The organism is Roseibium sp. (assembly GCF_965216085.1).
Classification (GTDB): domain Bacteria; phylum Pseudomonadota; class Alphaproteobacteria; order Rhizobiales; family Stappiaceae; genus Roseibium.
The window spans coordinates 3,621,602-3,635,294 of the sequence record NZ_OZ244138.1 but is presented as its reverse complement, the minus strand read 5'-3'; the positions used below and the strand labels follow the sequence as shown (position 1 = coordinate 3,635,294).

The following is a 13,693-nucleotide window of genomic DNA, read 5'->3' as shown; positions in this document are numbered from 1 at the left end:
GAAGGGGCGGTGGGAACCGCCCCTCTTTGGTCCTCAGTCTACCGACAGGGCCATGTCGAGCAACTCTTGGCCGCCCGGTGTTTGTTCGATGAAGGCCTTGTAGGACGTTTCCTGAGCGAGCGCGCGCCAGGCATCAAACTCTTCTTGGCTCATTTGAGCAATCTCGACACCGTTTTCGGCAAAGACGTCTGCAGAAGCTGCGTCCTGTTTTTTCGCTTCTTCCAGATAGAAAGCTTCCGCCTTGGCAGCGCCTGCTTCAAGAGCTGCCTTCTGGGCATCGGTCAAGCCCTCATAGGTGGACTTGTTCATCAACAGTGGCTGGTACATGAACCAGAGCGCAAAGTCGCTGGCTGGTGTGTAACATTTGACCTGCTCGTAGATCCGGTAGCTGACGAACGAGGAGGACGAGGTGTTGGCGGCGGTCAAAACGCCGGTCTGCATCGCGTTGTAGATTTCAGACGAAGCCATGGAAGCAATCGACGCACCAGCGCCTGCGAGCATCTGTTCAAAGGCCTTTCCAGCCGCACGGGTCTGCTGGCCTTTCACGTCTTCCGGTGCGGTAATGCATTTGTCCTTGCCGACAAAACCGCCGGCCAGATAGCCGTGCACCAGAACCATGACATCATCACCGGCCATGATTTCTTCGATTTTGCCCATAAACGGGCTCTCATTAAGGCGGGCAGCATGATCGTGGTTCTTCACCAGACCCGGCATCAAAGTGAGGTTATAGGCCGGTTGTTGACCACCGGCGTAGCTCAGCGGAAACACGGTCATATCCAGCTGGCCGCGGCTCAAAGGTTTGTACTGTTCCCGTGGTTTGAACAGAGATTTCGACGGGAAAATCTTGATTTCCAGATCTACGTCTGCCGCGGCCACTTCATTAGCGACAATTTCAGCCACCTTGTGGCGGACATCGCTGGTGGACCATTGGTGAGACAGGCGGAGTTCAGTTGCATTGGCGGTAAAGGCGCTGCCGAGCAAAGCGGCTGCAGCAGCCGCGGTCGTCAGTTTGATGTTCATTGTTTTCCTCCCAAGGAGCGCTGAGTGAGGTGCGCTCGAGGGCCATGTTTGCATCGAATGTATTTTTCGTCAAACATTTTGTATACAAGAACGAAAATATTGTGTTTCTATTGGATGTGTGATACGTGCAAAGTATGGAACGAAAACGCGCCGAACTGATTGCCGACGAACTGGAAAGCCTAATTTTTCAAGGGCATTACAAAGACGGTGCGCGGTTGGATGAAGTTCAACTGGCTGAAAAATTCGAAGTATCGCGAACCCCAATCCGGGAAGCCCTTCAGCGGCTCTCCCTGTCAGGCTTGGTCGAACAAATCCCGCGCCGCGGGGTTTTTGTCCGCCAGCCCGGGCCGGTAGAACTCCTTGAAATGTTCGAAGTTATGGCTGAGCTGGAAGCGGCCAGCGCGCGCCTTGCCGCTACACGGATCACCGATGAGGCACTCGCCGAACTCCATGCGGCAAACGCCCGCTGTGAAGAGGCCGTCGCAGCGCAGGATTATGATGGCTACTACCAGGAAAATGCTCAATTCCATGCGATGCTCTATCGCCAATCGGGCAATAGTTTTTTAGAGCAAGAGTGCCTGCGGCTTTACCGGAGGCTGCAGCCATTCCGAAGGGTTCAGCTGCGCTTGCGAGGGCGTTTGAAGCAGTCAATGTCGGAACACAAAATGGTTGTTGCCGCGCTGGAAGAGGGTGATGGCGCCAAGGCCGCCGACGTGATCCGGACCCATGTGGCGGTTCAGGGCGAAAAATTCCATCACCTGATGGCCAGCTTGAAACAGGTTGCCGAATAGCGGAAACTACTTGGTGTTCGGAATTGATTTGAGCTAGACCGGTTAAATTCCTGGCACTGAGGGAACCAGGTTTTTGAAAAAGACCGGCGGGCGACAAGCGTAATTTCCATGAATGATCAAGCCGAAGTTCCGTCGAAACACGCAGACAACGAAGACACCAAGACATTCGTTTTTGAGATCTTTGTTCAGCCTGGGTTTTTGGATCTTGAACTTTCGGCCGTTACGACAGTTTTGCGCACAGCCAACGACGTCCTGAACAGTGACCAGTTTTCCTGGCAAATTACGTCTGATGAGCCGGGGCTGGTGAGCAGCAGTTCCGGACTGATGGCAAGGGCTGACCCGGCGATCAGCGACCAGTATTTGCGCGATTGTCTGATTGTTGTTGCTGGCCGTTCAAGTTCGCCTCAGGCCTGGCTTGCCCGTTTGCGCGCAATGCAAAAACTGCAGCGGCGGGTGGTACTGCTGTCAGATGCGGCTCGGGAATACGTCAGAGCAGTCAAGAATCTCAGTGACCCCACAACAGCGCATTGGCGCGACGTATCATTGCTGCGCGAAATAGGCTCTTATCCGATGCTGACGGATCAGCTCGCGGAATTGAATGGCAGCGTGCTCACCTGTGCCGGCCATGGTCATACACTCGAAGCCATGATCGGGGTCTTGGCAGACCAGCTTGGCCGAAGAGAATGCGCCGAAATCGCCAGCCTGCTGGTTCTTGATGAGGTCCGGGGATTCTCTAAAGACCAGCCAAAGGGGAGCAGTTACAACCCCAACTATTTCGAAAAAAGGCTGCAAAACTCGCTCCGGCTTATGGAAACCAACATCGAGCAGCCGTTGCGCTTAGGAAATCTGGCCAAGGAAGTGGGCCTCTCAACACGGCATTTGGAACGGCTGTTCACGGTCTACTTCAACACGACCCCGGCAAAGCTTTACAAAAAGATCCGCTTGAAGAAGGCGCACACGCTGGTCGTTGACACACGCATGCCGCAAATCGAAATCGCACTTTCCTGCGGTTTTTCAACCGCCGCCTCCTTTTCGCAAGCCTACAAGGCTCAATACGGCGAAACCCCAACCCAGCGCCGCAAGCGGAGCGGGTGAGGAGAAGTTGAAAAAAAACCGGCACAAGGCCGGTGAGTTTCAGTCAGTGCACGTGGCCCCATCAGCCACAGGTCAACTATGATAGTATCAGATGAAACTATTGTGACGCCTTGTTTAATTGATTTGGAGCCAAGCAGATGACCGCATTTATTGTTGGCAGGATGGCCATTCATAATCGTGACTGGATGGAAGAGTACTTCGCCAAAGTTCCGGCATTGATCGAAGCGAACGGCGGCGAGTTCCTTGTAAAGGGGGGCGAACCAGAAGTGCTTGAAGGCGATGAAACCCCACCTGATGCTGCGTTTGTTATTCGGTTTCCAAGCCGGGACGCTGCCTTGGCTTTTTGGAACTCCGACGAATTCGCACATCTTGTTAAGTTGCGTCAGACCGGATCGACCTTACAAGCCCATCTATATGCAGGATTGGAACCAGTTTTGTGAAGTAGAGGAGGCTGAGCCATCGCCTCGTCCGTACCGATCCCGAACGAAAAAAGGCGGCTTGCTGAGCCGCCTTTCCAATTCTTGAACCATTCAACAAATGCCGATTATTCGGCGGCGTCTTTCAACGCCAGTTTGGCGTCGATGTCGGCAGCATCATGGCGATCGTCCAGTTGCTCAGAGTCTTCACCCCAGGTCTTGTTGATCGTCGGCTGAGTGTTCTGGAGCTTGCAACGGAGCTCAGTAACACCGAAGCCTCTCTCTGGATGACATCGCCGACATCCGTCATCAAGTTCTACTCGAGAACCTACACAGTAAGCAAATACTCGCTGGTAGGTTGAATGCTCTAAATAGTTGCTTCATTTGAAGAAGCTATTTTTGCTTGTGTCATGACCTTGGTTTGCTAGGCTCCGGATATACTTAATTGCGCTGGTGAAACAATGAACATTGAACAGCTCAACAACATAATTGGGAAACTCTATGCAGCAACAAATGGCCGGGAGTGTTGGGATAACGTTGTCAATGAAATCGGCGATACCTTGGAGCTTGGCGTCATTCACCTGTTCCTGGCAGATCTTAAAAGCGAATTTAGCTACTTCGGTTCTTCACCGAGAGGGAATCCGGAATTTGATCTAAAATACCAGCAAGAATACTCGGTACATGACTTTCGATTGCCTCGGATAACCGCAATGAAACGAGGGCTGATGTTTGACGAACGATCGATTGCTACCAATGATGAAATAAAAAAAAGTCCTCTTCACCAGGAACTCTTTGTCAAAAATGATATTTTCAACATCCTAGGGTCAAATATGAGCGTTGATGGAGCTTTCGGGTGGTTTGGAGTGACTACGAAAGGGATTTCGGAAGAATTTACAAGTGAGCAAAGGAACGCGCTCAATTACCTTTCGCCTCATATTTTGCAAGCATTCGATTTAGCAAAAACCAATATTGATCTGAAGTATATAAAAAAAGCGACGGGGCAGTTACTTTGCTCTGCTAATATAGGTGTGGCTTTTTGTGAGGCTGGATATATTGTTGATATTGGAAACTTGGATGAAACAATCTTCAAACACGGATTTCTAAGGCTAGTTTCCGGGCAACTTCATTGCAGAGATGTGCGTTCCAACGAGCGCCTGAGAGCATTTTTAGTCTCTGATAGAAGGTCATCATATGGCCAATTGAGGCTGTCCGACCATGAGCGGCAGCATGACTATTTCTTGAAGTTGAAAAACATCAGTCCGCTTGCCGGTCTCGCTGAAAGAAAGCTGCTCATAATCAAAGTCCTGGAACGGGACAAAATCCCGGATTTGGAAGCCGTAACACAATTCGGCAATAACTATCGGCTTAGTGATGCGCAAATCTCTGTTGTTCACGCTGTGCTCTGCAATATTCCATTGTCCAAGCTAGCTGATATGCGAGGCGTAAAGCTCGATACGGTTAGAAAGCAGTTGAAAGCAGCAATGGAAAAACTTGGTGTTCGCAGCCAAAAAGAAATGGCGGTCTTGTTTGAGCAGGCAACACAAATCTAGCTTCGCAAAAAACTCGACTGTCTCCAGGCGAGAAGCTGTGTAACCAGCAATCAATAATCGATCTTTTAGTCCCCAATTGGGGAATGTTTCAATTCGAATAATTAATTAAGATGTTTGCAGCAATAGACCGAAGCATAGAAGTTGATGTTTCTGTTTCTTTGTCAAATTATTAAAGAATAATATCAGTATATTATAAGTAATATTTTTGATATTTTATGAATTGGTATGCGTAAAATTCAAATCCGAGGAGTTAAATGATCAATAATATAAATGGAATGGCAATATTTGGCATTCTAGTAACGTCTCTCTCAATTAGTGCTGCCAATGCAAAAACCGCCAAAATTGAAAGGATCTCAGTTAATCCAGGTCAGTATAAAAGCGTTGACCTTTTAGCTGAGGACAAGGGTTTTTGCTTCCTAAGCGGGATTGAGAGAATGAACGGAGATAGTGCTGCTGAAATTGCTATTAAAAATGGAACTTGGGTAATTGAGGTTAAGTCAGATGATGCGCAGATGAATGCTTGGGTTGGATGCGTGAAATACTGACTATAATCAAAACGAGAATTGATTTTAAATGCAGTCAAAAGTTGCAATTATCCGACAATGTAGGCGGATGTTTCTGCAATGAGAATATCCGAGTAAACACTCAATAAATAGAGGAAACGTGCCATGTCCAGATTTCAAAATACTTCTCTGCTATTAGCTGCGGTGCTATCTGTATTTGTAGGTGTAAAGTATTCAAAAGCGGAAGAAACCCCGCTTAAAATATTGGCGAACTTCCAAGATGGCGTGCTTGTATATCATGATGCTAGTACAGCATACAAAGGAGGGCACACATACTTATATGGTCCCAACAATCACAAAGGTGCCATTGTTCAAGTCTGCAATCACGGCCCAAGTCATCTAATTTTCAGTGACGATGCCTATGCCAGGGTAGAACCTAAATCCTGCAGTATAAAACATGTTTCAGAAAAGCAAGAAGTTAACCTGAAATCAGCGGCTGGGAGTGAGCCAGAAAGAGCATTTTTTACTATGTCGGTATTTCTCTTAGGTCATGACTTCAAAGAAACCGAATAAGTAGATGTTGTTGATCGGGGCATGGGCGAATAACGACCATACTTGGGGAGACAATGACGCCCTGGTCTTGATGTAGTTAGTTGCGATCCTGTGGAACTTTTGACATTGTTGAAAGTGCTCTCGATATGCTCCCGTACCGCGTTTGTCAGACCGGATCGACCTTACAAGCCCACCTATATGCAGGAATGGAAGAAGTTTTGTGAGGCAGAAGGGGCTGAGCCATCGCGTCGTCCCCTCCCGATCCCAAACGCAAAAAAGGCGGCCTGTAAGCCGCCTTTCCAATTCTTGAAACACAAAAAAGGCCGATTATTCGGCGGCGTCTTTCAACGCCAGTTTGGCGTCGATGTCGGCAGCATCGTGGCGTTCGTCCAGTTGCTCATGGTCTTCGCCCCAGGTCTTGTTGACCATGCGGCCGCGGATGGCCGCCGGGCGGGCGTCGATTTTCTCGGCCCAGGTAACGAGGTTCTTGTACTCATGCACCGAAAGGAATTCGGCTGCATTATAAAGCCGTCCAAGAACCAGGCCGCCGTACCACGGCCAGATCGCCATATCGGCGATGGAGTAGTTTTCACCGGCGATAAACGGTCGCTCGGCAAGCGCCTTGTCGAGCACATCCAGCTGGCGTTTGGCCTCCATGGAGAAACGGTCGATCGGGTACTGGAATTTTTCCGGGGCGTAGGCGTAAAAATGGCCAAAACCTCCGCCGAGATAAGGTGCAGAGCCCATCTGCCAGAACAGCCAGTTCAAGGTCTCCGTGCGTTCCGGGCCTTCGGCGGGCAGGAACTCGCCGAATTTTTCCGCCAGATACATCAGGATCGACGCGGATTCGAAAACGCGGGTCGGGGTCGCTGTGCTGTGATCGACCAGAGCCGGGATCTTTGAATTCGGATTGGCACCGACAAAACCGCTGCCAAACTGATCGCCATCACCGATCTTGATCAGCCAGGCGTCATAGTCCGCTCCCGTGTGACCCAAGGCCAGCAATTCTTCCAGCATCAAGGTGACCTTGACGCCGTTTGGCGTTGCCAGGGAATAGAGCTGCAATGGGTGTTTGCCGACCGGAAGGTCCTTTTCGTGGGTCGAACCAGAAATTGGCCGGTTGATGCTGGCAAACTGACCGCCGCTCGGCTGTTCCCAGGTCCAGACTTTCGGCGGGGTGTAAGAGGGGGTATCGTTCATTTGCTCAGGAACTCCGGATCTGGTTTGCCCTACAAGTGACGGGGCATGGGCCATCGCCACAAAATATTCATCGCATTATTGCGATCAGATAGGTCGGTTTTGGCACATTGCAACGTCCTTGCCTAGAATCTGCATGGAATTCGTACCTTGGGCAAAGCCGATCGTACGCTGAGCGAAGTCCTGACCGGACTGGAAAACAGTGTTTGGTAGAGCACGAAGGATATCAAGGAGCTGCAGGCAGGACTGTAAAAACGGCTTCAGAACCTGAACGTTAGCTGAACAACTTCTCCGTACTGGTGCCCAATTTGCTTGGCATGGTCTGCTTCAGATTTGAGAGAGCGCCAGACAAAAGGGGGAGCCCGATGCGCCTAAAATCAATTGCAGCCGCTGTGTGTTTGCTGACGATGCCTGCACAAGCCAGCAGTCTTTATGTGAAATACGATATTTCTCTGACGGGCTTGAAGATCGGTGAGGGAGCCTTGTCGGTCGATCTGAATGACAAGACGTATCGCCTTCATGGCAAAGGCAACATGGCAGCCTTCGGCAATTTTGTCTCTGATGGCTCAGGCAGTGTACACGCCACCGGATCCGTATCACCGGCTGGCCTTATGCCTGCCTCGTTCACTATGCAGGCGGAAGAAGAGGGCAAGTCGAACACGGTCACTATGACCATGGCCAAAGGCGCCGTAACCGGACGGCAAATACATCCGGCACAGGACCGAATGAATGAACGGGTCAAGGTGACCGAAGCGCACAAGCGCGGCGTCATCGATCCTTTGAGCGCAGTCCTGTTTCCAGCTCCCAGAGGTCTTCACCGGGATAGCTGCAACCGCACCGTTGCGATCTACGATGGCCGGGACCGGTATGATGTCGTTCTGTCTTACAAGGCAAAATACCAGATGACTGGTCGCGGCAAACGGTATTCCGGGGGCGTGCTTGCGTGCAAAGCCCGCTACAAGCCAATTTCTGGTCACCGGCCAAACCGTAAGACGATCCAGCAGCTTGCCGCCAACAAAACAATGGAAGTCCACCTGGCCGAAGTTCCCGGAAAACCATACCTTTTGCTCTACAAAGCCAGCTTGATGACCCCGGTGGGCCCGCTGAACGTTCAAAATGTGAAGTTTAAGAAGATGAATTGATAGGAAAGCTGTTTATCCTCTGTGCCTATGGTGAATGCTGGCAATCTTGAAAATATTAGAGACAAGTGTCATATTTTTAGTGACATGTGACGCAAAGAGGTTTCATCATGACTGCAGCCGCCGAGAAAAGAGAGATGACCGCTCAAGAGGCGCCGGTGTTGCTGGAAAATGACGCAACCCGCGCCTACCGGTTGTTGGGCGGGCGCAAGATTATGAAACGTCCGGTCAACGATTCGCTGGATGCGCATGACATCATCGTTCAAGGCCTCCCCGCCAAATCACTGTTGCACCTGGTCGAAGGGGTGCATGTTTTGTCGACTGGTGATGTGCTCAACAAGGCGATCGGCATCAGTATCCGCACCTTGCAGCGCCGGAAGTCGGATACAAAACAAAAGCTGCTGTCGACGGAACAGAGCAGCCGGGCCTGGCGCTTTGCCGGGATTATTGCGCAAGCAACAGACATCATGGGAAGCCAGGAAGCCGCTGAGGCATGGATATTAGAGCCCGCGATCGGGCTCAACAACCGCAGACCGATTGATCTTCTTGAAACGGCCGCAGGCGCCGAAGCTGTCGGGAACTATCTGACGCGTATGGAATATGGGGTCTATACGTGACGCCACTTCCAGCGCCGCTTGGATCCGGCGAACTCCGGTTCTGGCGGCTGGACCAAGAACGGCATTCGCGCAGTTGGAACAAAGGTGAGGGCGCCTACCGGGTTGGCGGGCGCTGGAACTCTAAAGGAATTCGGGCTGTCTACGCGTCGGTGGATCCGTCAACGGCGATCATGGAAGTTGCCGTTCACAAGGGCTTCAAGGTCTTGGACACGGCCCCGCATGTTATGACGTCGGCACGCGTGATGGACCTTTCCAAGGTTCATGTCGTCTATCCGGAAGATATACCGAACCCCAATTGGCTTGTCCCGGGAAGTCATGGTCCAGGCCAGAAGGCTTTTGGTGATCAGCTTCTGAGGGAGCACGTATTTACTCTGGTTCCCTCAACCGTGTCGCGGCACAGCTGGAACTTGATGTTCGATGCCGACCGGGCAACCGGCCATTTTGAGGATGTTCGCCAAGAGCGCTTCGCCCTCGACCCGCGGCTGCATACGTAAGCCCGCGCAGGATATTTAGCGTTGCTACGCCAGTACTTAGCAAAAGGGCCGGAAAATCCGGCCCTTAGTGTTTTTGTTGATCAAACCCGGACCACGTAGACCGAGCATTTCGAGTGGCGCACCACCCGGGCAGCGTTTGGTCCGAGCAGGAACTCGCGCAGCTGCGGCTTGTGGGCGCCGATGACGATCAGATCCGCTTTTGTTTGGTCTGCCACCGTCAGGATCTCCTCATAGATGGATCCGGTAGTGACCACATGGCGGATTTTTTCGTTCCGGCCTTCGCCCACCACACTGCCAACCATTTCCTTGAGGGAGTTTTGTGTGTCGGTCACCAGCTGGTTCTGAAAGTTTTCGTCGAAGTAGGAACCCACCAGCGTCAGGCCGACATTCGGCACAACGGTGATAACGTCCAGTTGCGCATCGTCCAGCTCAGCGAGCCGGGCAGCTGTCTGTAAGACTTCCCGGTCTTCTGGATGGGTGATGTCAACAGCACAGAGGACGGTCTTGATCATGCCAGCGCTCCTTCTTGTTCTTCTTTGCGGCTTGCCCGTGCTCTTGGGAGCTGCAGCAGATAGATCAGTCCGAGAAGCAACAGGCCGGGAATGTAGATGAGTTCCTTCGGCATCTGAGGCATTTCGATCTGGGCAGACTTAATGACAACGGGATCATCACCATAAAAGTCGAAGTTGCCGAGTTTTTCAAAATACGGCGTGCCAGGGAAAGGCTCATCCAGTTTCACAACGCCGTCTTCGACGAGAACCGTGAGACCGGCTGCCGACAAGCGAGCATCACCATCGGCTTCGCTGCCGACGGTCAGTTCAAAAGTCGTTTCGGCCTTGGACCCTGTGTCAAAGTCCGGTCCGGAAACGGTGACCCGCACTTGATCTCCCGAAGGTGCTTCGCCAACTGTCTGGACGAAATTCGCCGGTTCGATCATTTCATACGGAGGCTGGATCCGGTTCATGAAGAAGTCCGGACGGAACAGGATGAAGGCGACCAATACCAGAGCAATGCTCTCGTAGATGCGGGACCGGGTCATGAAATAACCCATGGTTCCGGCGGTGAACGCCAATATGGCTATCGTTGCCATGATGAACACCAAGATGCCCTGACCCCAGCCCACATCGATCAACAGAAGGTCTGTGTTGAAGATGAAGACAAACGGTAGCGCAACGGTTCTCAGCGAATAGAAGAACGCTGTGAAGCCGGTCTTGATGGCATCACCGCCCGACACCGCAGCCGCGGCGAAGGAGGCAAGGCCCACCGGCGGCGTCACGTCCGCCATGATGCCGAAGTAGAAGACGAACAGGTGAACGGCAATCAGCGGCACGATCAGGCCGGATTGCGCGCCGAGTTCAACAACCACACCGGCCATCAGCGAGGACACAACGATGTAGTTCGCTGTTGTCGGCAGGCCCATGCCCAGGACGAGGGACAGAAGACCGACAAATGCCAACATCAGGACCAGATTGCCGCCGGAGACTAGTTCAACGAGGTCCGCCATAACCTGGCCAATACCGGTCAGGGTCACGGTGCCTACAATGATGCCAGCGGTGGCGGTTGCCAGACCGATGCCGATCATGTTGCGGGCGCCGTCGATCATGCCTTTGGCAAGGTCGTTGATGCCTTCTTTGAACTCCTCGACCATCTCGTTTTCACCGCGGAAGATCGCTTTAATCGGCCGCTGGGTGAGCAGGATGACAAAGAGCAGCATGGTCGCCCAGAAGGCGGACAGGCCCGGAGATTTCTGTTCGATCATCAGGAAGTAGACCAGAACGATGATCGGCAGCAGATAGTAGAGGCCGCATTTGTAAATGTCGGCGATTTCCGGAAGCACAATGTCTTTGGCGTTCGGATCGTCCGGGTGCAGGTCTTCGACGCTAGCAGCCATTTTCAGAAGTGCCACGTAAGCGACAAAAACCAGGACTGCGAGGATCCAGCTGGCACCATCCGGCACAAGGGCTGTAATCCAGCCAATCGGGAATTTGATGCCGTAACACAGAGCCGCAAACCCGGCGAAGAAGAAGAACATGCCCAAGATTGTGCGCAGCGTAGAAACGGTCTTATGGCCGATGGTCGGCATGTTCCGCTTCACAGCTTCCAGGTGCACGATATAAACCAGCGCGATGTAAGAGATGACGGCTGGCAGGAAGGCGTGCGTGATCACTTCGACATAGGAAATGCCGACATATTCCACCATCAGGAAGGCTGCTGCGCCCATAACCGGTGGCATGATCTGGCCATTCACCGACGAGGCAACTTCAACAGACCCGGCCTGCTCTGAGCTAAATCCGACCCGTTTCATCAGCGGAATGGTGAAAGTGCCGGTGGTGACCACGTTGGCGATGGAGGAACCGGAGATGAGGCCGGTTGCTGCAGAACCGACAACAGCAGCCTTCGCTGGCCCACCCTTTAGGTGGCCGAGTGCGGCGAATGCCATCTTGATGAAGTAGTTCCCGGCGCCTGCCTTGTCGAGCAGCGCTCCGAAGAGAACAAACAGGAAGACGAATTTGGTCGACACGCCAAGGGCGATGCCGAAGACGCCTTCGGATGTAATCCACATGTGGCTCATCGCCTTTTGCAGCGATGCGCCTTTCCAGCGCATGACTTCAGGCACCCATTGGGACGAGCCGAAGAAGACATAAAGCAGGAAGATCGTTGCAACCACGGCCATTGCCGGACCGAGTGTCCGGCGCGCAGCTTCAAACAGGATGATGATGCCTGCGAGCGCGAACCATTTGTCCGTGTGATCTGCCAAGCCGCCGTTGTTGACGATCTTGTCGTAGAAGAACAGACCGTAAAGCGCCATAAAAGTCCCGGCGAGGGCTAGGGCCCAGTCTTGCAGCGGGATGTGATGGCGCGGGCTGCTTTTCAGCGCGGGGTAAGCCATGAACGCCAAGAAGATGGCGAAGGCGAGGTGAACCTGACGGCTGTTGTTGATGAGGTCGCTCGGTAGAACATAGTTCGAGAGAGGAGATGCCAGAAGGACCTGAAATGCCGACCAGATGAGTGCAATAGATGCGAGAAAGAGGCCTATGGCACCGGCCGGATTGCGTGACCCTGAATCGGACGCGGCGACCAGTTCCTGAAGTTCTTCTTCAGACAGGCCGCTTGATCCGGCTTTCCTGTCCGATTGATAGTCTTCAGACATCGAATGTTCCCCCGTTTGCCGGCTCCCCGTTTCGCCGGTGCGATGGTTTTTTTACGGTCCCGCACGCCAAAACGCATTGGACTAGGAAGGTATTTTGACAGCTGCCCGGTCAAATATTGTTTGTATCGCGACCGGGAGAGAAAAAGCCCGGGGGAATGCCCCCGGGCCCGTATTCAAAGAGTGGATTAGTTCACCCAGCCTTTTTCTTTGTAGTACTTGGCAGCGCCCGGATGCAGCGGAGCAGACAGACCGTCCTGAGCCATTTCTTCCGGCTTCAGGTTGGCGAATGCAGGATGCAGCTTCTTGAAGGCGTCAAAGTTTTCAAAGACGGACTTTACAAGAGTGTAGACAGTGTCTTCAGAAACTTTTGCAGACGTCACGAAAGTTGCGCCCACACCAAAGGTGCCGGTGTCGCTGTCGTTGCCGCGGTACATGCCGCCCGGAATGGTCGCGGTGCGGTAGTAGCTGTTGTCTGCAACCAGCTTATCGACGGCTGCACCGTCAACGGTCACTAGAACAGAGTCACAAGCTGTGGTGGCTTCCTGGATGGAACCAGACGGGTGGCCAACGGTGTAAACCATGGCGTCGATCTGGTTGTCACACAGAGCAGCAGACTGTTCAGCAGCTTTTAGCTCGGTTGCAAGTTCAAAATCGTCGGTGGTCCAGCCCATGCCTTCCATCAGAACTTCCATGGTGCCGCGCTGACCGGAACCTGGGTTGCCGATGTTGACGCGCTTGCCTTTCAGGTCGGCAAAGTTCTTCACGCCGGAATCGGCGCGGGCCACAACGGTGAACGGCTCCGGGTGTACGGAGAACACAGCGCGCAGGTCTTCAAACGCACCTTTGTCTTCGAACTTGGAGGTGCCTTTGTAAGCATGGTACTGCCAGTCAGACTGAGCCACGCCGAATTCCAGCTCACCTTCACGGATGGTGTTGATGTTGTAGACAGAGCCGCCGGTGGATTCCACCGAGCAGCGGATGCCGTGTTCTTTGCGGCCTTTGTTGACCAAACGGCAGATCGCACCACCGGTCGGGTAATAAACACCGGTGACACCGCCGGTGCCGATGGTGATGAATTCTTCCGCGGAGGCGGCGCCGGTAAAGGCGATGCTGGTCGCAAGAACAGCACCGGCAAGGTTCAGTTTCATCATCATTTGACTAGGCTTCC

At 52.7% G+C, this 13,693-nt stretch carries 14 protein-coding genes; 9 read left to right on the top strand and 5 right to left on the bottom strand.

Annotation, left to right across the window (positions count from 1 at the left end; all coding sequences use genetic code 11):
- Positions 1-33 precede the first annotated feature (33 nt).
- Positions 34-1,020 (bottom strand): TRAP transporter substrate-binding protein DctP, encoded by a 987-nt coding sequence (dctP, locus tag ACOOFE_RS17055; protein ID WP_420411153.1) that lies wholly within the window; start codon positions 1,018-1,020, stop codon positions 34-36.
- 134 nt (positions 1,021-1,154) lie between these two features.
- Here dctP and ACOOFE_RS17050 point away from each other — a divergent pair, with 134 nt between their 5' ends.
- From ACOOFE_RS17050 to ACOOFE_RS17025, 6 genes are all read left to right on the top strand, one after another.
- Positions 1,155-1,811 carry a GntR family transcriptional regulator gene (locus ACOOFE_RS17050; protein WP_420411152.1) on the top strand — a complete coding sequence of 219 codons (657 nt, stop codon included), beginning with the start codon at positions 1,155-1,157 and terminating at the stop codon, positions 1,809-1,811.
- A 108-nt stretch (positions 1,812-1,919) separates the two neighbouring features.
- Positions 1,920-2,906 (top strand): GlxA family transcriptional regulator, encoded by a 987-nt coding sequence (locus ACOOFE_RS17045; protein WP_420411151.1) that lies wholly within the window; start codon positions 1,920-1,922, stop codon positions 2,904-2,906.
- A gap of 137 nt (positions 2,907-3,043) precedes the next feature.
- A complete protein-coding gene (locus ACOOFE_RS17040; protein ID WP_420411150.1) occupies positions 3,044-3,346 on the top strand; it encodes a DUF1330 domain-containing protein in 303 nt (100 codons plus the stop codon).
- Between the two features lie 437 nt (positions 3,347-3,783).
- The gene (locus tag ACOOFE_RS17035; protein WP_420411149.1) at positions 3,784-4,872 is read left to right on the top strand and encodes a helix-turn-helix transcriptional regulator; all 1,089 of its coding nucleotides are present in this window, start codon (positions 3,784-3,786) and stop codon (positions 4,870-4,872) included.
- Positions 4,873-5,126: 254 nt separating this feature from the next.
- Positions 5,127-5,417 carry a hypothetical protein gene (locus ACOOFE_RS17030; RefSeq protein ID WP_420411148.1) on the top strand — a complete coding sequence of 97 codons (291 nt, stop codon included), beginning with the start codon at positions 5,127-5,129 and terminating at the stop codon, positions 5,415-5,417.
- Positions 5,418-5,540: 123 nt separating this feature from the next.
- Positions 5,541-5,948: a hypothetical protein gene (locus ACOOFE_RS17025; RefSeq protein ID WP_420411147.1), complete on the top strand. Its 408-nt coding sequence runs from the start codon at positions 5,541-5,543 to the stop codon at positions 5,946-5,948.
- Positions 5,949-6,254: 306 nt separating this feature from the next.
- Here the strand turns inward: ACOOFE_RS17025 and yghU are convergent, their stop codons facing one another.
- Positions 6,255-7,127, bottom strand: a complete 873-nt coding sequence (gene yghU / locus ACOOFE_RS17020; RefSeq protein ID WP_420411146.1) for a glutathione-dependent disulfide-bond oxidoreductase — start codon at positions 7,125-7,127, stop codon at positions 6,255-6,257.
- Positions 7,128-7,489: 362 nt separating this feature from the next.
- Here yghU and ACOOFE_RS17015 point away from each other — a divergent pair, with 362 nt between their 5' ends.
- From ACOOFE_RS17015 to ACOOFE_RS17005, 3 genes are all read left to right on the top strand, one after another.
- The gene (locus ACOOFE_RS17015; protein ID WP_420411145.1) at positions 7,490-8,266 is read left to right on the top strand and encodes a DUF3108 domain-containing protein; all 777 of its coding nucleotides are present in this window, start codon (positions 7,490-7,492) and stop codon (positions 8,264-8,266) included.
- A gap of 107 nt (positions 8,267-8,373) precedes the next feature.
- Complete coding sequence (gene parS, locus ACOOFE_RS17010; RefSeq protein ID WP_420411144.1) at positions 8,374-8,880, top strand: type II toxin-antitoxin system Xre/ParS family antitoxin; 507 nt, start codon at positions 8,374-8,376, stop codon at positions 8,878-8,880.
- Positions 8,877-9,374 (top strand): RES family NAD+ phosphorylase, encoded by a 498-nt coding sequence (locus ACOOFE_RS17005; protein ID WP_420411143.1) that lies wholly within the window; start codon positions 8,877-8,879, stop codon positions 9,372-9,374. Before parS ends, ACOOFE_RS17005 begins: the two co-directional genes overlap by 4 nt.
- An 80-nt stretch (positions 9,375-9,454) precedes the next feature.
- Here ACOOFE_RS17005 and ACOOFE_RS17000 read toward each other — a convergent pair whose 3' ends face one another.
- From ACOOFE_RS17000 to ACOOFE_RS16990, 3 genes are all read right to left on the bottom strand, one after another.
- Positions 9,455-9,886 (bottom strand): universal stress protein, encoded by a 432-nt coding sequence (locus ACOOFE_RS17000; RefSeq protein ID WP_141187393.1) that lies wholly within the window; start codon positions 9,884-9,886, stop codon positions 9,455-9,457.
- Entirely contained in the window at positions 9,883-12,525 is a 2,643-nt protein-coding gene (locus tag ACOOFE_RS16995; RefSeq protein WP_141187392.1) for a TRAP transporter permease, read from the bottom strand. Before ACOOFE_RS16995 ends, ACOOFE_RS17000 begins: the two co-directional genes overlap by 4 nt.
- A 185-nt stretch (positions 12,526-12,710) precedes the next feature.
- Positions 12,711-13,679 (bottom strand): TAXI family TRAP transporter solute-binding subunit, encoded by a 969-nt coding sequence (locus ACOOFE_RS16990; protein ID WP_371708796.1) that lies wholly within the window; start codon positions 13,677-13,679, stop codon positions 12,711-12,713.
- Positions 13,680-13,693 lie beyond the last annotated feature (14 nt).